The organism is Corallococcus silvisoli, assembly GCF_009909145.1.
Taxonomy (GTDB): Bacteria; Myxococcota; Myxococcia; order Myxococcales; family Myxococcaceae; genus Corallococcus; species Corallococcus silvisoli.
In genome coordinates, this window is the sequence record NZ_JAAAPJ010000004.1 from 28384 (window position 1) to 48315 (window position 19932).

18 protein-coding genes are annotated in these 19932 nt (G+C 70.8%); 7 read left to right on the forward strand and 11 right to left on the reverse strand.

Annotated elements, in window-relative coordinates:
• Positions 1-59: 59 nt before the first annotated feature.
• The 3 genes from GTY96_RS08875 to epmA are packed head-to-tail and all read right to left on the reverse strand — an operon-like array spanning position 60 to position 2586.
• On the reverse strand, positions 60-839 hold the full coding sequence (locus GTY96_RS08875; RefSeq protein ID WP_143899726.1) for an inorganic pyrophosphatase: 780 nt from the start codon (positions 837-839) through the stop codon (positions 60-62).
• Entirely contained in the window at positions 836-1573 is a 738-nt protein-coding gene (locus GTY96_RS08880; protein WP_235685486.1) for a lysophospholipid acyltransferase family protein, read from the reverse strand. The genes GTY96_RS08875 and GTY96_RS08880 overlap by 4 nt, the downstream gene beginning before the upstream one ends.
• A complete protein-coding gene (epmA, locus tag GTY96_RS08885; protein WP_143899730.1) occupies positions 1573-2586 on the reverse strand; it encodes an EF-P lysine aminoacylase EpmA in 1014 nt (337 codons plus the stop codon). Before epmA ends, GTY96_RS08880 begins: the two co-directional genes overlap by 1 nt.
• 30 nt (positions 2587-2616) lie before the next feature.
• Between epmA and GTY96_RS08890 the strand changes: the two genes are divergently transcribed.
• Both GTY96_RS08890 and GTY96_RS08895 read left to right on the forward strand, forming a co-directional pair.
• Positions 2617-4356: a chromosome segregation protein SMC gene (locus tag GTY96_RS08890; protein WP_161664471.1), complete on the forward strand. Its 1740-nt coding sequence runs from the start codon at positions 2617-2619 to the stop codon at positions 4354-4356.
• Positions 4357-4416: 60 nt separating this feature from the next.
• The gene (locus GTY96_RS08895; protein WP_143899733.1) at positions 4417-4956 is read left to right on the forward strand and encodes an FHA domain-containing protein; all 540 of its coding nucleotides are present in this window, start codon (positions 4417-4419) and stop codon (positions 4954-4956) included.
• 65 nt (positions 4957-5021) lie between these two features.
• On the opposite strand, the gene GTY96_RS08900 is transcribed toward GTY96_RS08895, so the two are convergent.
• From GTY96_RS08900 to GTY96_RS08915, 4 genes are all read right to left on the reverse strand, one after another.
• Positions 5022-6065 carry an SPFH domain-containing protein gene (locus GTY96_RS08900; protein ID WP_143899735.1) on the reverse strand — a complete coding sequence of 348 codons (1044 nt, stop codon included), beginning with the start codon at positions 6063-6065 and terminating at the stop codon, positions 5022-5024.
• Positions 6066-6262: 197 nt separating this feature from the next.
• Positions 6263-7063: an ABC transporter permease subunit gene (locus tag GTY96_RS08905; RefSeq protein ID WP_143899736.1), complete on the reverse strand. Its 801-nt coding sequence runs from the start codon at positions 7061-7063 to the stop codon at positions 6263-6265.
• Between the two features lie 2 nt (positions 7064-7065).
• Entirely contained in the window at positions 7066-8007 is a 942-nt protein-coding gene (locus GTY96_RS08910) for an ABC transporter ATP-binding protein (protein WP_161664477.1), read from the reverse strand.
• Between the two features lie 14 nt (positions 8008-8021).
• Positions 8022-10334: an ArnT family glycosyltransferase gene (locus GTY96_RS08915; protein ID WP_143899738.1), complete on the reverse strand. Its 2313-nt coding sequence runs from the start codon at positions 10332-10334 to the stop codon at positions 8022-8024.
• A 287-nt stretch (positions 10335-10621) separates the two neighbouring features.
• On the opposite strand from GTY96_RS08915, the gene GTY96_RS08920 reads away from it, so the two are divergent.
• Both GTY96_RS08920 and GTY96_RS08925 read left to right on the forward strand, forming a co-directional pair.
• Complete coding sequence (locus GTY96_RS08920; RefSeq protein ID WP_161664472.1) at positions 10622-11968, forward strand: hypothetical protein; 1347 nt, start codon at positions 10622-10624, stop codon at positions 11966-11968.
• Between the two features lie 7 nt (positions 11969-11975).
• The gene (locus tag GTY96_RS08925; RefSeq protein WP_143899742.1) at positions 11976-12839 is read left to right on the forward strand and encodes a hypothetical protein; all 864 of its coding nucleotides are present in this window, start codon (positions 11976-11978) and stop codon (positions 12837-12839) included.
• Between the two features lie 47 nt (positions 12840-12886).
• On the opposite strand, the gene GTY96_RS08930 is transcribed toward GTY96_RS08925, so the two are convergent.
• A complete protein-coding gene (locus tag GTY96_RS08930; protein ID WP_304503203.1) occupies positions 12887-14320 on the reverse strand; it encodes a rhomboid family intramembrane serine protease in 1434 nt (477 codons plus the stop codon).
• Between the two features lie 228 nt (positions 14321-14548).
• Here GTY96_RS08930 and GTY96_RS08935 point away from each other — a divergent pair, with 228 nt between their 5' ends.
• Together GTY96_RS08935 and GTY96_RS08940 are read left to right on the forward strand one after the other, a co-directional pair.
• Positions 14549-16357, forward strand: coding sequence for an FHA domain-containing protein (locus tag GTY96_RS08935; protein WP_143899746.1), 1809 nt, complete (start codon positions 14549-14551; stop codon positions 16355-16357).
• Positions 16358-16399: 42 nt separating this feature from the next.
• On the forward strand, positions 16400-16993 hold the full coding sequence (locus GTY96_RS08940; protein ID WP_014398871.1) for a response regulator: 594 nt from the start codon (positions 16400-16402) through the stop codon (positions 16991-16993).
• Here GTY96_RS08940 and GTY96_RS08945 read toward each other — a convergent pair.
• Genes GTY96_RS08945 through GTY96_RS08955 form a run of 3 tightly spaced genes read right to left on the reverse strand, consistent with a single transcriptional unit; the run spans position 16990 to position 19404 of the window.
• Positions 16990-17754 carry an enoyl-CoA hydratase/isomerase family protein gene (locus GTY96_RS08945; protein ID WP_161664473.1) on the reverse strand — a complete coding sequence of 255 codons (765 nt, stop codon included), beginning with the start codon at positions 17752-17754 and terminating at the stop codon, positions 16990-16992. The two genes, GTY96_RS08940 and GTY96_RS08945, sit on opposite strands and share 4 nt — an antisense overlap.
• A 37-nt stretch (positions 17755-17791) precedes the next feature.
• The gene (locus GTY96_RS08950) at positions 17792-18004 is read right to left on the reverse strand and encodes a biotin/lipoyl-binding carrier protein (protein WP_143899751.1); all 213 of its coding nucleotides are present in this window, start codon (positions 18002-18004) and stop codon (positions 17792-17794) included.
• Between the two features lie 50 nt (positions 18005-18054).
• Positions 18055-19404 carry an acetyl-CoA carboxylase biotin carboxylase subunit gene (locus GTY96_RS08955; RefSeq protein WP_161664474.1) on the reverse strand — a complete coding sequence of 450 codons (1350 nt, stop codon included), beginning with the start codon at positions 19402-19404 and terminating at the stop codon, positions 18055-18057.
• A gap of 173 nt (positions 19405-19577) precedes the next feature.
• Between GTY96_RS08955 and GTY96_RS08960 the strand changes: the two genes are divergently transcribed.
• On the forward strand, positions 19578-19922 hold the full coding sequence (locus tag GTY96_RS08960; RefSeq protein WP_255442009.1) for a hypothetical protein: 345 nt from the start codon (positions 19578-19580) through the stop codon (positions 19920-19922).
• Positions 19923-19932: the final 10 nt, after the last annotated feature.

Genomic DNA, 19932 nt, shown 5'->3' on the forward strand with positions numbered 1-19932 from the left:
CGCGGGAAGGGGGGCCAGCAGCCGCTCCCCTCCGCGCTCGGGGCACCGTGGGGCAGGGACTACTTCCCGCCGCGAGAGGAAGCGCCCTTGGCCCCGGAGGTCCTGGACGCCGGAAACCTGGGGGCGCTGGACGCCGGAGCCTTGGACACCGCCGGGGCCTTGGACGCCGGGGCCTTGCGGCGGGGCGCTGCCTTCCGGGCCGACTTCGGCTCCGGCTCCACGAAGAGCTTGTCGTAGTCACGGATGCTGCGCCGGATGACCTCCATCGCCTCCGGCCGGTCGTAGACCTCCGCGATCTCCACGCTGCGCTTTCCCTCACCCGGAATCTGCTTGTAGGTGAGGAAGTAGTGCTTCAGGCGGTCCAGCAGCGGGCGCGGCAGCTGCGCGATGTACTGGAGCTCGCCGTAGACCAGGTCCGACTCCAGCACCGCGATGATCTTGTCGTCGGCCTCGTTGCCGTCGACCATCCGGAAGCCGCCAATGGGCACCGCGTGCACCAGCAGGTTGCCGTTGGAGACGACCTTCTCCGTCAGCACGCAGATGTCCATGGGGTCCCCGTCGCCGTGGATGTCCTTGAGGCCGGTGCGCTCCGCGCAGCGCTTCGCGACCTGATCGCCGCAGTACGTGCGCGGGATGAAGCCGTAGAGCGTGGGGCACTGGCTGCTGAAGCGCTGGGGACGGTCCAGCTTGAGGATGCCGGACTCCTTGTCCAACTCGTACTTCACCGCGTCCGTGGGGACGATCTCGATGTACGCGTTGACGACCTCGGGGGACTCCGGCCCGGGCGAGATGCCATGCCAGGGATGGGACTGGAACGTGGTCTGGTTCGTCTTCTTCATGGAATGTCTCCCGAGCGCTGTCGCGCCTCGGCGTAGAGCCTGGCCACCGCCTCTTCCAGGCGGTGCGTGAGGGTGTCCCGGTCGTCCAGGGTGAGCCCCTGCGTGGGCACCGGTTCGCCCACGACCAACGCGACCCGCTGGCCCCACTGGATGGCCCGCCCGCCCTTGGGGAGGATGAGCCGGGTGCCGGAGACGGCCATGGGGACCACCGGAACCTGCGCCTGGATGGCCAGCGTCGCCGCGCCGCGCTTGAAGGGCTTCAGCTCGCCGTCCGGGCTTCGGGTGCCCTCGGCGTAGAACAGCACGCTCACCCGTTCGCGCAGGGCCGTCACGGCCTCCGCCAGCCGCGCCTTGTCATCCGCGCCGCCGGTGCGCTGCACGGGGATGTTGCCCGCCCGGCGCATGGCCCGGCCGAACACCGGCACCTTGAAGAGCTCCGCCTTGGCCACGTAGCGGGTGTGCTTGTCGATGTGCGCGAAGTTCACCATCGCGTCGAAGTGCGACTGGTGGTTGCACACGAAGACGACATGGCCTTCCTTCGGGATGTTCTCCACCCCGAAGGCTTCATGCCGGACGCCCGCCGACGCCAGCCCCGAGCGGGCCCAGAGGCCCAGCACCTTGTCCGCCGCCTGGTGGTTGTCGAACCCGGACAGCACCGACACCGCCGCGGACGCCGCGCCCGTGAGCCCCACCGCGGCCGTGCCAGCGAACACCGTCTGGAGCACCTTGAGCATCAGACGAACCCGTGCGCGGGGAACAGGAGGACGTCCTCGATGCGCTGGACCCCGAGCAGCAGCATCAGGATTCGGTCGAGCCCCACGGCGATGCCCGCCGAGGGCGGCATGCGGCCCACCGCCTCTAGGAAGCGCTCGTCCAGGGGATACACGGAGCGGCCCAGCCTGCGCCGCAAGTCCTGCTCCTCCACCAGCCGCGCGCGCTGCTCCACCGCGTCCGTCAGCTCGGAGAAGCCGTTCGCCAGCTCCAACCCCTTCGCGTACAGCTCCACCCGCTCCGCCACGCGGCCGTCCCCGGGCTTCAGCCGGGACAGCGCCGCCATGGACGCCGGGTATTCGATGAGGAACGTCGGCCGCTCGTGCCCCAGCCCCGTCTCCACCTTCTGCAGGAACAGGTGGAAGAAGACGTCGTCGAACGACGTCGCGTCCCCCGTGCGCACGCCCACCGCCTCCGCCGCCCGCTTGAGCGACGCGCCCTCCGCGTGCTGGTGGAGGTCCACGCCCGTGGCGCGCAGCACGGCGTCCCGCACCGTCACCCGCTCATAGGGCGTGCGCGTGAAGAACGCGGGGTCCGCGCCAGGCTCGCCCTCCTTCGCGTCCGCCGCCGCCCGGCCCGCCTGGGCGAGCGCGCCCTCCAGGTCGTCCATGATGGCGTGGTAGTCCGCGTGCGGCCGGTAGAACTCCAGCAGCGTGAACTCCGGATTGTGCGTCTGGGACACCTCGCCGTTCCGGAACACCTTGCATATCTGGAACAGCGGACCGGCCCCCCGCGCGAGCAGGCGCTTCATCGCGTACTCGGGGCTGGTGTGCAGGTAGAGCGTGCGGGCCCTGCCCAGGTCCGTCTCTGGGACGAAGGGCGTCTCGAAGGCGGAGATGTACGGCTCCATGCCGGGGGTGGGCACGAGCAGCGGCGTCTCCACTTCCAGGTATCCCTGGCCGGCGAAGAAGTGGCGCAGGGCGGAGTACAGGCCCTGGCGTCCGCGGGCCGCCCGCCATGGGTTTACGTTGGGCATCGGCAGGTCGGAAGTAACATGGGCGGCCTCATGTCCCCAAGGATTCCGTCCCTCCTCGCCGCCACCGTGTGTTTGCTGAGCGCCTGTCATAAGGCGCCCCCCGCGGTCGTGGCTCCCCCTCCCAGCGAGGAGCAGCTCCTGACCGGCGAGGTGAACGCCCTCTCCACGGAGGCGGCCCTCCTCCTGGAGGAACAGCACCGGCTCGTCTGGGACTACTGGACGGAGGGCAAGGCGGTGGACATCGCGGCGACGTACACCGGCAAGGAGCCGCTCTTCAGCCTGGAGAACCTGCGCCGCATCGACCGGCTCCGGCACCTGACGAAGGAGCCGCGCGAGCTGCGTGCGCTCACCGCGCTCCACGGTCACTTCGCCGGTGAGTTCCTGGCGCGCGAGCTGGCGGAGTACAACGACGCGTCCGCCAACCTGGAGGCGTCGCTCAAGCTGAGCGTGGACGGGCGCGAGGTGCGCTACCACGACCTGGAGCGGCTGCTCGCCAACGAGAAGAGCGCCTTGAAGCGCAAGGCCCTCTACGCGGCCGCCACGCCCGCGCTCACGCGCCTCAACCAGACGCTGCTCCGACGCGAGGCGCGCACGGAGGAGCTGGTGAAGCAGATGGGCTTCGAGTCCTACGAGGCCTTCGGCAGCGAGCTCCGGCAGGCGGACCTGGAGCGGCTGGCCCAGCTGGCGGAGGAGGTGCTCCAGGCCACGCAGGAGCCGTACCGGCTGGTGATGGAGCGGCTGAGCCAGCGCGAGCTGGGGCTGCCCTTCGCGCAGATCACCCGCGCGGACATCCCCCGCCTGTTCCGCTCGCGAGAGGTGGAGGACGCGTTCCCCAAGGGCGAGTCGCTCGCGAAGGCGCAGGCCACCGTGGCGGGCCTGGGCATCGACGTGGCCGCGCTGCCCAACGTGAAGGTGGACGCGCGCGACCTGCCCCAGAAGAACCCGCGCCCGCTGGCCCTGGCGGTGAAGGTGCCCGCCGACGTGCGGCTGTCGTTCAAGCCCGGCACGGGCGTGCTGCACCAGGGCCGCGTGCTGCATGAGATGGGGCACCTCTTGCACACGGCCTTCACCCAGGAGCCGCGCTTCGAGCTGGCGCGGCTGGGCAACCCCACGGTGGGCGAGGCGTACTCGGCGCTCTTCGAGGACCTGCTGGAGGACCCGGTGTGGCTGGAGGAGCACGCGGGCGTGCTGGGGGACAACGACAAGCGCGCGCAGTTCCTGGCGGCCTCCAGCGCGCACAAGCTGTACCTCATCCGCCACGCGGCGGGCCGGCTGCTCTACCAGTTGGAGCTGCACCGGCGCGCGGCCGTGGATCCGCGCGAGCTGTACCGCGCGCTGATGGCGCGCACCGGCGCCATGCCCATGACCGAGGACGACGTGGAGCGCTACCTCGTGGACCAGGAGGACTTCTACCAATCCGCGGACAGCTTCCGGGCGTGGTTCCTGGCGGGGCAGCTCCAGGGGCAGCTGAAGGCGCGCTTCGGTCCGGCGTGGTGGCACGCACCGGAGGCGGGCGCGTTCCTCAAGGAGCTCTGGGCGCGGGGCAGCGCGCCGTCCGCGCGCGAGGTGACGCAGGCGATTGGTGAGAACGGACTCGCACCGGACGTGCTGCTGCTGCGCCTGAGCACCACGCTCCAGGTGCCCATGAAGCTGGACCTGCGCCGGCTGGACGACACCCCGGCGCCCGCCGCGCCGCCGGCTCCGGCGCCGCCCCCACCGGCCCCGGTTCCCGACACGAAGCCGACCGTCCCCACACCGCCCGCCTCCTAGCGGCCATCCTGCCTTCGCGTCCCCTTTCCGTCCCCGCCGGTTGCACGTAGGGTCGGGGACATGGTGTCCGTGAAACAGCTCCGCCCCTTCGCGGGCGCTTCGCTGGAAGCCTTCCGGGCCGCGTCCGGCTCCGTGGCCCTCATCCAGCAGCCCGTGGAGGCCGTCTTCCGCGACGTGGCCCCCGCCATGATTGGCGCGCGCACGGTGGGCATGGCGCACCGCTCGCGCATGGGCGAGCGCCTGCTCGCGATGCTGCGCGACTTCGACAACCTGGAGGTGCACTTCCTCCAGCCGAACCAGGACGGCGAGGAGTTCACCGTGGGCCGCACCGACGCGTGCGACCTCATGGTGCCGGAGCCGTCCGTGTCCCAGCACCACGCCACCCTGCGCTGGAACGCGGCCTCCGGGGACTTCTCCGTGCGCGACGCCCAGTCCATGAACGGCACGTTCATCAACGGCGCCCCCCTGGCCTTCAAGGCCCAGGTGATGCTCCACGACGGCGCCACGCTGGCCTTCGGCGACGTGCAGTTCCTCTACCTGCGCGCGGAGACGCTGCACGAACACCTGCGGCTCGCCGTGCCGGGCACGCCAGCCCCCTGAAGCACGAAGGCCCCGCCTCCCACCGGGGAGACAGGGCCTCGCGGCTCATCGCGGCAGCGGCGGGACTACAGCAGCTTCATCAGCTCCGCGCGCTTGGCGTTGTACTCCTCGTCGGAGAGCACGCCCGCGTCCTTCAGCTCCTTGATCTCCTTGAGCCGCTGCGCCGGGCTGCGCGTGTCCGCCGGGGGCGCCGCCTGGGCGGGCTCCGCGGGACGCTGCTGCGCGTGGCCCTGCTGGTTGGCGAACATCTGCGCCATGCCGAACCCCATGCCCATGCCCATGCCCTGCATGGCGCCGTCGGAGCCGCCACCGCCCTTGGCCATGCCCTCGGAGGCGCCGAGCATCGCCTGGCCCTGGGCGTACTGCTGGAAGCCGCCGGCCAGCCGCGAGTACGCGACGTCCTTGGACAGCTTCTTCAGCGTGACCTCGTCCTCCGGCTTGATGCTGACGACGAAGTTGCCCATGCGGACGATGGTGAGGCCGTAGCCGTCCACGTGCGGCTTGAGGCCGGCGAGGATCTCCTGCTCCATCTCCTCCACGTAGGCGCCGCTCGTCACGTCCAGCAGCGGCCACTTCTTCTTCACCAGCAGCTCGGCGGTGCGGTCGCGCGTCACCTTGAGCACCTGGCCCTTGAACCAGCCCAGGAACTCCTCGTTGGAGGCGCGGCCCATGCCCACCAGGCCGACCACCAGCTTCTCCGGCTCCGTCACGCGGATGGAGAAGTCGCCGTACACCATGGTGCCGATGCCCAGGCCCGTCTCCGGGTCGCGCACGTCGCCAATGGGGCCGCCGAACTTCACGCCCGTGTGCTCGCGGTTGGAGACGAAGAAGATCTCCGCCATGAACATGTTGCCGCCGGTGAAGCCCTCCAGGAGCCGCGACAGGAACGGGATGTTGTTCGTGTCCAGCGTGTGGCGACCGGGGCCCAGCTTCCCCTCCACCTTGCCGTCCTTGACGAACAGCGCCACCTCATCCGCGTCCACGGTGAGCTGCGTCTTCATCCGGACGTTCTTCTCCGGATACTTGTAGACGATTTCACCCTTCGCGCTGTCCGCGCGGGCGATGAAGTTCCGCTGCGCCTCGCCCTTGATGCTGTCGAAGATCCCCATGTCTGTTTCAGCGCCTCCGTGGCCGCCTGGGCGGCAGGTCTTCAAAGCTTCCGTAACCCCAGCCCTTAAATGCAGGGTCTCCGGCGCGAAAGCGCGACCGCTTCCGCCCCGGCGTCCTTCCCGGAACATAACAGCTTCACGGGCCCCTGCCCGCCCGCCCGGCCCCCTGGCGGCCCCGTCTCCCACCCGCCAGTGACTCAACCCCAGCGGCTGACCAGACGTTCCCGGTCGAGGAGGCGAATGCTGGCCCACAAGAGGACGAAGTCCAGCACCAGCACCACCGCGCCCTGGATGGCGTAGTACCCCAGGCCGGCCTTGAGCACGCCCGCGACCTGGCCGCCCACCAGCCCCACCAGCGGCAGCACCACCAGTGCGGACAGCTGCTGCGCCATGCGCGCCTCGCTCACGCGGGCGGAGATGAGCACCGCGACGCCGTTGCCGAAGAAGGCGAACAGCGGCGCCAGCACGAACACGCCAAAGCCCCACAGCGCGTTGGGCATCAGCGGCGCCCCCACCAGCGGCCACGCCACCCAGTCCACGCCCACGCAGAACAAGGCGAACGCGATCCAGGTCATCACCACCGCGGGCACCAGCGCCGCCAGGCTCTTGCCCGCCACCAGCTCCGACGCGGACACCGGCGACGAGAGCAGCGGCTCCAGCGTGCGGCGCTCCTTCTCCCCCGCCACGCTCTGGGACGCGATGAGGATGGGGATGAAGACGGGCATCACCAGGAACATGCCGAACCAGTCGGTGAGCGACTTGTCGATGAGGAAGCGCGCCGCGCTCGCGCCCAGGGGCAGCGTGGGGTCGTAGAAGAGCGCCACCGTGCGCAGGTCGGAGTGGTCCGGCTGCCGCACGTACGACCACACCACGCCAATGGGCACCGTCACCATCACCAGCGGCAGCACCGCCATGGACAGCAGCAGGCCCACGTTCTTGCGCAGGTCCAGCGAGTCCTTCCAGAACACCGCCAGCGCCCGTCGCGGCCGGAAGGCCATGGTCACCCCTCCCCTGCGCGCAGCAGGTCCAGGTACACCTCTTCCAGCGGCCGCTGCGCGGGCACCACGCTGTGCACGCGCGCGCCCGCCGCCACCAGGCACGCCACCACGTCCGGCGCATGCGCTTCATCCGCCAGCATCACCCGCAGGCGCCCGCCCTCCAGCAGCACGTTGGGCGCGAAGGGCAGCCTCGCCAGCGCGGGCCGGAACGACTCCGCGTCCCCCTCCACGCGCACGTCCAGCGCCTGTCCCGAGCGGCGCAGCTCGCGCACCGGCCCCAGCGCGAGCAGCCGGCGGCGCACCACGGCCACGCGCTCGCACAGCCGCTCCACCTCCGCCAGGTTGTGCGAGCACAGGACGATGGTGCGCCCCTCGGAGGCCAGCTCCGCCACCGCGTCGCGCACGGTGCGCGCGGACTCCGGATCCAGGCCGCTCGTGGGCTCGTCCAGGAAGATGACGCGCGGGTCGTGCACCAGCGTGCGCACGATGGCCAGCTTCTGGCGCATGCCCTTGCTGAAGCCCCCGCACGGGTCGTCCTCGCGGCCCCCCAGCCCGAACCGCTCCAGGTAGTGCTGCGCCCGGGGCCACGCGGTGGCGTCGTCCAGCTCGTGCAGCTTGATGAAGAAGCGCAGGTTCTCCCGGGCGGTGAGGCGGTCGTAGAGCCCGGGCTGTTCGGTCAGCAGGCCCACCACCTTGCGCAGGGCTTCACCGTCGTACGTGACGGAGTGGCCCCACACCTCCGCGTCGCCGCTGGAGGGCTTGAGCAGCCCCGTCAGCATGCGCACCGTCGTCGTCTTGCCCGCGCCGTTGGGGCCCAGGAGGCCGAACACCTCCCCGGGCCGCACGTCGAAGGTGAGGTCCTCCACGGCGGTGCGCTCGCCGAAGCGCTTCGCCAGTCCGCGCACGCGCAGGCCCCCCTCCACGGGGGCGTCCACGCGCGGCATCGGGATGACGATGCTCACTCGATGGTCACCAGGACGAACTTGTTGTTGATGTCCCGGTCGATGAGGGTGACGGTCTTGTCGGAGCCCACCGCGTTGCGCAGCAGCGACAAACGGTTGTGCTCCACCAGCGCCCACTCACGGCCGGGCCGCGACGCGAACTGGCGCATGCGCGTGTTGGCGTCACCCGCGCGGAACTGCTCCACCGTGTTGCGCGAGTAGAACGTCTCTCCGCGCCAGTTCATCATGTACGCGGCGATGGGCTCCCCCGGCTGCCGCTGGGCGTAGTAGCGCCAGAACAGGTCGCGCTGCGTCCAGTGGTGGGACAGGTCCACCCAGTGGCCCCAGTTGAACCAGAGCGCCAGGCCCGCGGCCAGCCCCCAGAACGTGCTGAACAGCAGCACGCGCGAGCGCTGCAGCGCGGCCACCACCGCCAGCATGCCGGCCACGCCGAACGCGAAGCCCAGGCCCACCTTCACGTTGACGGTGCCGGAGAAGGCCTTGAAGAGCGCGTCCGACGCGGGCGGGCCCTTGAAGCCGCGCACCGCCAGCATCACGCCCACGAGCGCGAGGCCGAAGCCCACCGTCTGGAGCACCGTGCGCCCCGGCGCCTCCTCCGGCCGCGACGCCTGCCAGAAGAGGAAGCCCGCGAGCAGCGCCAGCGCCACGCCCCACAGCCCCATCGCGGACACCTGCCCCTGCGTGGCCACCGCGACCAGCGAGGCCACGCCGGTGAGCAGCAGCCCCAGCGCCACCGCGCGCGCGGCGGCCGGGCGCTCCGCCTTGCTCTTGGAGGAGAAGGCCTCGAAGGCCAGGTACACGCCGAACGCCAGCAGCACCAGCGTCACCAGGTCGCCCATCCACAGGGCGCGCGAGGAGAAGAACGCGATGGGCTTGGTGACCAGGTCCTGCGGATAGGGCCGGTCGTAGTTGAAGACGAACAGGTCGGTGAAGTCCTTGGGGTTCTCCGCCAGGTCCTTGCCCACCAGGATGAACAGCACCAGCCCGAAGATGAGGCTCACCGAGTGCTCGGCGACGCCGTCCTTCCACAGCCGGTCCACGAACAGCGCGATGAGGATGGCCAGCCCCGGCAGCACCGGGAACACGTAGTGGTGGAACTTCGTCGCGCTGGAGGCCAGCAGGTAGAACGCGAACGCCACCCACAGGACGGCGATGAGCGCCAGGTGGTCCGCCTTGTCCCGGGACCGCAGCTTGAGGCGCGACACGACCGCGAACGCGCCGGGCACCAGCGCCACCCACGGGAAGATGGCGAAGCCGCCCTGCTCGATGAAGTAGGTGAACGACCCGCCCGGCGTGGTGGTGTACACGCCCGCGGTGAGGCGGTTCAGGTGGTCGTGGATGAAGAAGCGGTACCAGAACAGCTTGCCCTCGTCGTCCACGCCGTTGAAGAGGCACAGCGTCAGGTACCAGGGCACCGCCACGGCCGCGAAGGTGAGGATGCCCGTGCCCAGCTTCATCCGGTACATCTGCGCCCACAGCACCGGCATCGCCCGGGTGCCCGCGCGCACCTGGGCGCGGGCCTCCCCGCTGAAGAGCCAGCTCAGGTGCGCCTCCAGGCTCTCGCGGGTCCACGGGATGACGGCGGCGACCGCGTACAGCACCAGGATGACCGCCGGCAGCCCCACGCCCAGCAGGCCCTTGGCCAGCGTGGCCAGCCCCGCGAACACGTAGAAGGCGTACCACCAGCCGGCGCGGTGCTTCGTCGTGTCATCCAACTGGGCGATGAGCGCGCACGCCATGGCGCACACGAAGGTGGTGACGAACGGCGTGTCGGTGACGGTCTGCCGCGTGAGCAGGAAGTACAGCGGCATGGTGGACAGCACGAAGCCCGTGGCCAACCCCGCCCGCGCGCTCACCACCCGCGCCACCGCCAGGGACAGCAGCGCCACGGCGGTGATGCTGAGGATGGCGAAGGGCATGCGCATGCCCCACTCCGTGTAGAGGCCCATGGCGCCGTCGCTCTTCAGCGCGCCGACGATGTTCATCCCCAGGGCCTGCAGCCACATGGTGAGGGGCGGCTTGGAGAAGAACCACGCGTTCTCCCAGAAGGGATAGACGTAGTCGCCGCGCTGGATCATCTCCCGGCCCACTTCGCCGTAGTGCGTCTCCCAGGGGTCCCACAGGCCGACCGCGCCCAGGTAGGGCACGAAGAGCAGCGCCGCGAAGCCCGCGGTCGCCAGGACCATGCGAGCGCTGAAGGGCAGGGCCTGCCACCGCTTCGCCCATGCCGTCGTCAGGGTTTCCTCGCCCAGGATGGCCTGGGTGAAGGTGGATTCCCCCTGCGAAACCTTTTCGCCGTCGCTTGCCACGCGCGCGTGCTCCTTCGTCGTCCGGGACGGGCCCGCGCACACCGCACGGGGCCGGGGCGCTTATATCCCCCCCACCCCCGCCGGTCGACCGGAGCGGACACGGGGTGCGTCGTTCTCGCGCCAACGCGCGGTCCCGTGCACAGGCGCTGTGCAGGCGCCTGCACAGTCGCACGGGCAAGTCCGCGGAAGCCCGTCCAGCCGCCAGGGGCACGACCCTTGTAAGGGCCCCTCCCCCAAAGCCCGCCCGCATGGCCGGAACACGGGGGGCCGCTCATCAAGGAGCAGTGATGCTGGTTTCAGCGGTGACCCTGGGGTGTGCCCTCCTGCTCGGGCAGGCGGAGACGCCGGACGTGGCGGGACGAGATGCTCCGCGAGATGCTCCCGTGGTGGGCCGGGACGCTCCGGTGCTGGGCCGGGATGCTCCCGTGGTGGGCCGGGACGCTCCGGTGGAAGTGGGGGTGACCGTGGCGCCCGAACCCTGGAACTTCCAGATGGCCATCCCGGACGCGACCTCTCCCCGGCAGCCCGACGAGGGAGAAGCCTTGTGCCTGCAACTGCCGCCGACCCCCGCCGTCCCGTCGGGGGTGTGGCGCGCCCGCTGTGACGAGGCGGAGCGGGAGTGCCTCGTCTCTCCCGCGATGGTGCTGGACTCCGAGGGGCACGAGGGAGACCAACCGCTGCAGAGGGTGTCCCGTTGCCTCCAACTCCCGCTGCCCGCCGAGAAGCTGCGCGAGTACCACCTGGTGCCGGCCATCGCGGAGGCGCCGCCGGGATGGTTCCGCGACGAGCGCGGCCGCGTGTTGCAGTACAACTTCGACCTGCACCGGCGGATCCGCGTGGGTGGGGCCTGGGCGCCGCGGTGGGTGCGCGCGACGGAGGGCGTCGACGAGCGCGCCCGGGTGGACTTCGGCGTGGACCTGGAATGGCCGGGAGAAACCGGCCGGCTGCACCGGATGACGATCCTGGACACGGAGCTGTACCTGGGGGACGCGGCCTCGTACGAGGCCACGCTCCTGCGCTACGACTTCCGCAGCGAGCACGACGCGCCGCTCTTCCGGGTGACGACCTTCTACGGCCAACCCCGGCGCTTCGACGTCTACGCCAACATGGGCTTCTGGATGGAGGTGCTCCACGCGGAGCAGGTCCGTCGCGAGGACGTGAAGGCGGACTTCCTCTCCCTGGTCGCGACGCACGTGACGCTGGACCTGTGGCACTCGCGGGACCTCGCGTCGTACGTGCGCGTGAGGACGGGGCCCTCGGTGGAGCGCGACCTGACGAACGCCTTCTACACGCTCGTGCCCGGCGCGGCGCTGGAGGGGGACTTCACGCTGGACCCGAACGGCTTCCACCACGTGCTCTTCGGCGTGGAGGCCCAGAAGGTCGTGCTCGCGCAGCGCGTGGAGGGCCGGCCTCCGAGCCCCGAACGACTGCGGCTGCGCGCGGGCTACGAGGTCATCGCCCTGGCCATCAACGACCAGCCCGTGAGCCTGACGCTGGACGGGCGAGGGACCTGGCGCGACGACCTGGCGAACGCGCCAGCGGGCTGGGAGTGGTCCGCGCAGGCGGGGCTGCGCTTCTCGCTGTGGGCTCCAGCGCGGCGCTCCGCTCCGACGTCGCATGGCGGGAAGGGCTAGGCGCGGGATGGTCGCGCTCGCGTTGGCACTGCTCCTGGGGACCCTGCCCGCCCCCGGCGTGATCTGCGAGGGCAGGACAGCCGGCGGGGAGACGTTCCCCACCTGCTTCGACCCCGGCACGGGCTTCGTGCTGGGCTCCTCGCTGCGCGTGCAGGACGATGCGGCGGCCCTCGCCCTGCGCACGGGCTTCCTCGTGAGGACGGAGCGCTCGAGCGGCAGCAAGACCGACTCGCTGTGGCTCAACTCACACCGCCTGCTCATGACGGAGGCGTGGAGAGGCGCGCGCCCTGGACTGACGTTCACGGGCTATGACGGCCTCCTGCGCAGACACGTGGAGGAAGGCTCGCTCCTCGTCTCCATCGGGCGGCCACGGCGCATCCCCTTCCCCTTCGACGTGGCGCTGTCCGCGCGCGCGGCCCACCTGGAGCGGCGCGTCTGGGAGGGGCCGGGCTGGACGCTGGAGACGGGCCGCGTGGGCCTGCTGTTGGATCCACTCCGCACGAACACCCCTTGGGGCTGGCTGGCCGTGGGGCCCTCCGCGAGCCATGCCCTGAGCCACGACCGCGACGGCACCCGGCATGAGGTGTCGCCCTTCACGTCGCTGCTCCTCGACTCGGGCTGGGAAACCCAGGACGGCCGGTGGGCGCTGCGCGCGACGGGGCTCGCGGGATGGAGCTTCGACTTCGAGGGTGGGGCTCGTTTCCGAGCGAGGGGGGAGGTCGCGCTGGAGCACGTGGTCCTCGCGGTCAACGACGCGCCGGTGTTCCTGAGGCTCACGGCCGCGGGCGTGCGAAGCGATGCGGGGCTGCTCCGACGCGACGAAGCGCTGCTCGGCGTGGGGCTCGCGGTCCGTCCGTTCGGCGAGCGATGAAGCAGCCATCGCCCGCCAGGGGCTCTCCGCCATGCGGCACGCTCTGTCTACGGCTCTGACGTTTCGAGCGCCGCCTTCAGAGCGCCCTCGACCGCGCGAAGCCGCGCGTCGCGAGGATCCACGCGGCGGGCCTCCTCCAAGCGCAGCAGGGCGCCCGCGGTGTCCCCCCGCGCCAGCTCACACCGAACCCCCGCCTCCAGCGCGCCCGTATCGGAGGGCCCGTACACCCGCGCTTCGGCCGCCGCGTGACACCCCTCGTCCACCTGCCCGGACTCGAAGAACGCGCGGGCCAGCTCCACTCGCGTGTCGACGTCCGCCGGGGCCAGCCGCACCGCCGAGGCCAGGGGCTCCACCGCATCCGCTGGCAGCCCCCATCGCCGCAGCGCGTGCCCCAGCTCGCGCAGCGGCCCCGCGACGCCCGGCACCAGCAGTGCACGGGCCCGGGCGAAGCGCAGGCTCGCGGGCTCCTCGAAGCGCACCTCCGCCGTCATCCGCTCCACCACGCGTCCATACGCGGGGTAGGCCTGGGGCCAGGTGAAGACCAGCCGGTACACCCACTCGCCCCGGGGCACGAACCACGCAATCAGGTGCGTCCGCCCACCGGGGCCCTCCAGCTCCGCGCGGATCCGCTGCGCGGGTCGGCCGCCCAGCGACGCGGGCTCCACTCCGCCCACCGACACCGTGCGCCCCTCGGGCCCCGCCACGCCAGGCACCAGCGCCTCATCCCGGAAGTGCCGGGCCTGCGCGGAGCCGTCCCCAGGCTCACCCGCTTCGATGGCCTCCGCGGAGAGCGAGGCCCGACCCAGGCCCGAGAGTCCGTTGGAGAAGGCCCGCCGCCCCTGTCCGTCCTCCTCCCTGCGCCACCCGTCCGGCAGCGACACCGCCAACCCGAAGCCGTCGTCACGCTCCACGCGCCACCCCGAGCGCTCCGCCACCACCGCCGCCGCGCCCAGCCCCACGAGCCCCACCAACAGCCCCGCCCGCGCGAGTCCGGCCCCCCACGCCCGGGAGCGGGGAAGGACGCCCACGAGCAAGCCCGCCAGCAGCCCCCCCAGGTGCCCCGCGTTGTCCACGCCCACGCTCGTCCAGCCGAGCCACAGGAAGACAAGCACCGTGGGAAGCGCGTTCTCTCCGGAGAACCACCGGAAGCGCGCCCCCGGTCCCGACCGCGCGCGCCGCCCCATCACCAGCAGCGCGCCCACGCAGCCGAACACCCACCCGGATGCGCCCACGCTCACCGCTGGGGACCACCAGAGCGAGCCCGTCATCGTCGCCAGACCCGACACGGTGAGCAGCGCCACGAAGTCCCACCACCGGCACGCTCGCTCCACCGCGGTGCCCACTCCGGCGAACACCAGCAGGTTGAGCCCCAGGTGCAGCCCGTCCCGGTGGAGGAGGTTGGCGGACAGGAGCCGCCAGCCCTGGCCCGCGTCCGTCACCAGCGGCCCTGACTTGGCCCCCCAGTGGATCAGCGCATCCACTCCGGGTGGCCCCCCGGACGCAACCACCGCGTACAGAATGGCCTGCAGCCCGATCAGCGCTATCGTGAGCCACGGTACCCTGACTTCCCCACCCTTTCCGGCCATTCGACCGATGGACAACAGTGCCTCCCTCACCCTGGGATGGGCGAAAAACCCTGTTGTTCTCGGGGGATACATGGCTTGTCTCGGCAAAGGGCATTCTGCTATAGCTGTACTCGGACCGGACCCGTGCTGAAGCTCATCATCGAAGACGACGAGGGGCGCAAGACCGTTGTTCCCTTCGTGCGCGACGAAATCACCATTGGCCGTCAGGAGGGCAACACGATCCGCCTGACCGAGCGGAACGTGTCACGTCGACACGCCCGGCTGGTGCGCCTCAATGGACACGTCGTGCTCGAAGACCTGGGGAGCTACAACGGCACCCGGATCAACGGCGAGCGCGTCGCAGGCCAGCTCCCTCTCAAGGAGGGCGACCTCATCCAGATCGGCGACTACGATCTGGCATTGCAGGTCGAGGGCGCGGCCAACGCCGGCCCCCCCGCTGGCGCCATCACCGCCAAGGTGCCCGCCTCCCGCCGGCCAGAGCCGGAGGAGGACGACGCCCCTCGCGCCACCATGTCGGATGGGGAGGACGAGGAGGAGGAGGACGACGACGGCGACGAGCACGACCACACGCCCCCGTCGGCGGCGGATGTGCGCCGCAACGCGACCTCCATCATCCGCATGGACCAGATGGAGGCCGACCGGCCGCGCCGCGTGGAGCGCGTCCCGGAGGACGAGCAGCCCCGGCTGCTCGTGCTCGGCCCCACGGAGTTCAAGGGCCAGGAGTACGACTGCAACCGCACGGAGCTGCGGATCGGCCGGACGTCGGAGAACGACGTCGCGCTGGACCACCGCTCGCTGTCCCGGACGCACGCGAAGATCGTGCGCGAGGAGACGGGGGAGTGGCGGGTCATCGACATGCAGTCGGCCAACGGGCTGACGGTCAACGGCGAGAGCTACGCCCAGGCGACGCTGGCGCACGGCGACATCATCGAGATGGGCCACGTGAAGCTGCGCTTCGTGGGTCCGGGCTCGCTGGCGGAGGACATCGCCGCGCAGGGCCGCTCCGGCTCCAAGAAGATGCTGGTGGCCGCGGTGATTGCGTTCGTGTCCATTGGCGCGGGCGCGGCGCTCTTCGTGGTCAAGGGACAGGACCTCCTGCCCAAGCCGCCGGACGCCACGCCGCCCGTGGTCGCCGAACAACAGACGCCCCCGGAGCCGGCGCAGGACCCGAAGCCGCCGGAGACCGTGGCGACCCGTCCCACGCCCCCGGACAAGACCGCCCCGGAGACACCCGCGGTCGACCCGAAGGCGCTGGAACAAGAGTTCGAGAAGACGCTCGCGGCCGCGGAGCTCGACAAGGCCGGCGCGGCCATCGCCTCCCTCCAGCAGGTGAAGGGCTACCCGGGCGCCCGGCTCAAGGACTACCAGCGACGGCTGGACGTGGAGACCAAGGCCAAGCAGCAAATCGACGCCGCGGAGGCGGCGCTCCAGGGCAACCGGCCCACCGACGCCGGCAGCGCGCTCAAGGGCTTCCCGACGAACACGGTGGCCTTCGCCAGCCGCTACGAGACGGTCAAGAAGCAGGCGGACGAGGCCCAGCGGCTTGCCGCGGAGGCTGCGGCAACCTCGGCGAAGCCACCCCAGCTGGCGTCCGAGTACATGAAGAACAAGAAGGCCGCCGACGTCGTCCGGGACATCGGCGACATCCAGGCCAAGGTGCGGGCTGTCCTCAAGGAGGACGCCAATGGAGCGCTGGCGATCGCCAAGGATTGCGCCGCGCTGGCTCCGAATCTCCCCGAGTGCCACCTGATGCTGGGCGTGACGTACGCCACGCTCAAGGACTTCAAGATGAGCGTGGACCACTACACGAAGTTCCTCACGCTCACCGAAGACGGCTATCCCAAACGGGATCTGGTGATCAAAGCATTGGCCAAGATCAACGGGACATCTGCCCCCACCCAGAATCCCCCCGCCTCAAGCAATGGCGAATAGACCCCCGCAGCACTTCCCTCAACCCTGCAGCGAGGAGACGCTGTGCAGATTCGCATCCTGGTAGTTGATGACGAGCAGGACAACTGCGACTACCTCAAGCTGGTGCTGACCCGTGAAGGCTATGAGGTGGTCACCACCACGGACCCCACTCAAACGGTGGACATCCTCCGGGGCTCCGACTTCCACCTCGTCATCCTCGACATGATGATGCCGCAGATGTCCGGGACCGAGGTCCTGGAGCTGATCCGCAAGTACGACACGGACATCGCGGTCATCGTCGCCACGGCGTACCCCACCGTGGATACGGCCGTCGCGTCGCTCAAGGCGCAGGCGTCCGACTACGTGAAGAAGCCCATGGAGCCGGAGCAGTTCACGGCCGCCGTGCGCAACGCGTTGCAGAAGAAGGGCCTGTCCCAGGACCCGGAAGCCGACCTGCACCGCGCCATTGGCCGCACCATCCGCGACGCGCGCAAGACGCAAGAGCTCACGCTCAAGCAGCTCGCCCGCCGCACCGGCCTGTCCGTGTCGCTGCTGTCCCAGATTGAACGCGCGGAGTCCTCCGCGTCCATCTCGTCGCTCTACAAGATCGCCTCCGCGCTTCAGCTGCGCATGGGCGAGCTGTTCGGCGACACCTAGCGACCGGTGAACCGGGGCGCGCGCTTCTCCAGGAAGGCCGCGCGCCCCTCCTTGGCGTCGTCACTGCCAAACGCCTCGCCGCGCACCTGACGCAGCCGCGCGACGTCCTCCGGGGACACCCCGGAGCGCGACAGCAGCCCGAACGCCTCCTTCATCCCCGACACCGCCTTTGGCGCCCCCGCGGCCAGCGTCGCGCACAGCGCCAGCGCGCGGGCTTCCGCGTCCTCGGGGCACTCGTCCAGCAGCCCCCACGTGAGCGCCTCCGCCGCCGGCAGCCGCCGCGCCGTGAGGAACAGCTGCTTGGCCCGCGACAGCCCCACCAGCCGCACCGCGCGCGCCAGGCCCTCCGGCGAGTACACGATGCCCAGCCGGGCCGGAGGCATGAGGAAGAACGCGTCCTGCGCGCCCACGCGGAAGTCACAGGAGGCCGCCAGGTCGAAGCCCGCCCCCACCGCGCCGCCCTGCACCAGCGCCACCGACGGCGCCGGGTGCCGCTCCAGCTTCAGCAGGCACGCCACCAGCGCGTCATCCGGCAGCCGCCCGTCCGCGCCCGGTGGCCCCAGGTGCGTCAAGTCATAGCCCGCGCAGAAGTGCCCTCCCTGCCCGCGCACCAGCAGCGCGCGCACGTGGGAGGCGGGCTCCAGCGCCGCGTCCAGCCGGGCCAGCAACGCGTCATCCAGCGCGTTGCGCCGCGACGGGTTGGAGACGGTCAGCACCCGGACGCCGCCCTCGCGATCCTCCACCTCCAGCGTGGGCTTCATCCTTCGCGTCGCTCCCCGTCCCCTTCGGACCGCGTGGCTAGCCGAGCACCACGAGGACGTCGCCCTCGTTGACCGCCTGCGACTCCTTGCAGCGGATCTCCTTCACGGTGCCGCCCTCTTCGGCCTCCACCGGCATCTCCATCTTCATCGACTCGAGGATGACGAGCGTGGTGCCGGGCTCCACCGTGTCGCCCACCTTCACTTCGATCTTCCACACCGTGCCCGTGATGTGCGCCGCAACGTCCGCCATGAACCAGTCCCTCCTCGGGTGGGAACAACGAGCGCGGTGCCCCGCGCCCCTTAAGGCTTCGCGTGATGATCCAGGAAGTGCGTGTCCAGCTCGCCGGCGCTGAAGGCAGGGGCCTTCAGGATGCGCAGGTGGAGCGGGATGTTCGTCTTGATGCCTTCGATGCGGAAGGACTCCAGGGCCTTCACCGCGCGGGCAATCGCCTCGTCGCGCGTGGCGCCGGTGATGATGAGCTTGGCGATCATCGGGTCGTAGTTCGGCGTCACCACGTCGCCCTCGGCGTAGCCGGAGTCCAGGCGCACGCCCTCGCCCGTGGGCGGCTGGAACACCTTCAGCGGTCCGGGGGACGGGAAGTACTTCACCGGGTCCTCCGCGTAGATGCGGAACTCCAGCGCCGCGCCCTTCCGCTTCACGTCCTCCTGCTTCACCGTCAGCTTCTCGCCCGCCGCGATGCGCAGTTGCCAGCCGATGAGGTCCAGGCCCGTGGTCAGCTCCGTCACCGGGTGCTCCACCTGGAGCCGGGCGTTCATCTCGATGAAGTACACCTGCCCGTCCGAGTACAGGAACTCCACCGTGCCCGCGTTGGCGTAGCCGAACGTCTTCGCCGCGGTGACCGCCGCCGTGAACAGCGTGTCGGCCAGCGCCGCGTTGCGTCCGTTGGCGAACAGAACCGACGGGGCCTCCTCCACCACCTTCTGGTGCCGGCGCTGGATGGAGCACTCGCGCTCCAGGCCGTGGATGAGGTGGCCGTGGGTGTCCCCGAGGATCTGGACCTCGATGTGGCGGGGCGCCGGGAAGTAGCGCTCCAGGTACACGCCCTCACGGCCGAAGGCGGCCTTCGCCCGGTCCGTGCACTGGCGGTACACCTTCTCCAGCTCCGCGGGGTTGCTCGCCGCCGCCATGCCGATGCCGCCACCGCCGCTCGCCGCCTTGCACAGGACCGGGTAGCCAATGCGCTCCGCGGCCTCCAGGGCGCTCTGAACGTCCGGCAGCACACCGTCGCTGCCCGGCACCACCGGCACGCCCGCGGCGGCCACCAGCTTGCGCGCCTGGCTCTTGTCCTTCATCCGCGCCATGGCCTCCGGCGGCGGCCCCACGAAGACGAGGCCCGCGTCCGCGCACGCCTGCGCGAAGTCGCCGTTCTCCGACAGGAAGCCGTAGCCGGGGTGCACCGCCTGCGCCCCCGTCTTCTTCGCCGCCTCCAGGATGGCCGGGATGCTCAGGTAGCTGTCCTTCGCCGGCGCCGGGCCAATGCGCACGGCCTCGTCCGCCTCCTTCACGAACGGCAACCCCACGTCCGCGTCCGAGTGCACCGCCACCGTCTTGACGCCCATGCCCCGGGCGACCGCCCCGATGCGACGCGCGATTTCACCCCGGTTGGCGATGAGCAGCTTCTGGAACATGAAGGGCACCCTGGCGTTGCGAAGGGCGGCCAAACTAACCCCCACCCTGTTGACTGACAAGCGTCCGGACGGGCGCGCAACAGGTCCGTACAGTCCCGTAAATTTGCGGGCTTGCGAGCCCCTGGCGTACCTTGCCCGACGTGAAGCCTCCCTCGACAGGAACGCAAGGCGTCGTGGACCTGCATGGTGCCCGTCGCGCCCGCCGTCTGGACTTGTACCGGAACCGGCTCAACCAGCGGCAGCAGGACACCCGCGCCAACCTGGTGACGCTCTACGAGGGCGGCACCCTCTTCACGCCCGACGGCACGAAGCACGGCCGCTCCCTGCTGAAGGCCCTCCAGCTCCTGCAGCGCGCGGGCACCCGCCTGGAGGAGCTCTCCGGCGACGGCCTGCTCCCCGCCCCCAGCGCGTCGGAGCGCATCGACGCGCTCTACGACGAGGTGGACGGGCTCTTCACCCGCTGTGACCGCCTCACCGGCCGGGGCACGGCGAGCGTCGCCCGCCTCCCCCGCGGCTGACGCCCCGCGG

Bases quoted from the DNA above. Each gene is read 5' to 3' on its own strand.
- GTY96_RS08890 (WP_161664471.1), top strand. From the start codon at position 2,617: ATGTCCCCAAGGATTCCGTCCCTCCTCGCCGCCACCGTGTGTTTGCTG.
- GTY96_RS08900 (WP_143899735.1), bottom strand. From the start codon at position 6,065: ATGGGGATCTTCGACAGCATCAAGGGCGAGGCGCAGCGGAACTTCATC.
- GTY96_RS08905 (WP_143899736.1), bottom strand. From the start codon at position 7,063: ATGGCCTTCCGGCCGCGACGGGCGCTGGCGGTGTTCTGGAAGGACTCG.
- epmA (WP_143899730.1), bottom strand. From the start codon at position 2,586: ATGCCCAACGTAAACCCATGGCGGGCGGCCCGCGGACGCCAGGGCCTG.
- GTY96_RS08925 (WP_143899742.1), top strand. From the start codon at position 11,976: ATGGTCGCGCTCGCGTTGGCACTGCTCCTGGGGACCCTGCCCGCCCCC.
- GTY96_RS08910 (WP_161664477.1), bottom strand. From the start codon at position 8,007: ATGCCGCGCGTGGACGCCCCCGTGGAGGGGGGCCTGCGCGTGCGCGGA.
- GTY96_RS08945 (WP_161664473.1), bottom strand. From the start codon at position 17,754: ATGAAGCCCACGCTGGAGGTGGAGGATCGCGAGGGCGGCGTCCGGGTG.
- GTY96_RS08880 (WP_235685486.1), bottom strand. From the start codon at position 1,573: ATGCTCAAGGTGCTCCAGACGGTGTTCGCTGGCACGGCCGCGGTGGGG.
- GTY96_RS08920 (WP_161664472.1), top strand. From the start codon at position 10,622: ATGCTGGTTTCAGCGGTGACCCTGGGGTGTGCCCTCCTGCTCGGGCAG.
- GTY96_RS08950 (WP_143899751.1), bottom strand. From the start codon at position 18,004: ATGGCGGACGTTGCGGCGCACATCACGGGCACGGTGTGGAAGATCGAA.
- GTY96_RS08955 (WP_161664474.1), bottom strand. From the start codon at position 19,404: ATGTTCCAGAAGCTGCTCATCGCCAACCGGGGTGAAATCGCGCGTCGC.
- GTY96_RS08875 (WP_143899726.1), bottom strand. From the start codon at position 839: ATGAAGAAGACGAACCAGACCACGTTCCAGTCCCATCCCTGGCATGGC.
- GTY96_RS08895 (WP_143899733.1), top strand. From the start codon at position 4,417: ATGGTGTCCGTGAAACAGCTCCGCCCCTTCGCGGGCGCTTCGCTGGAA.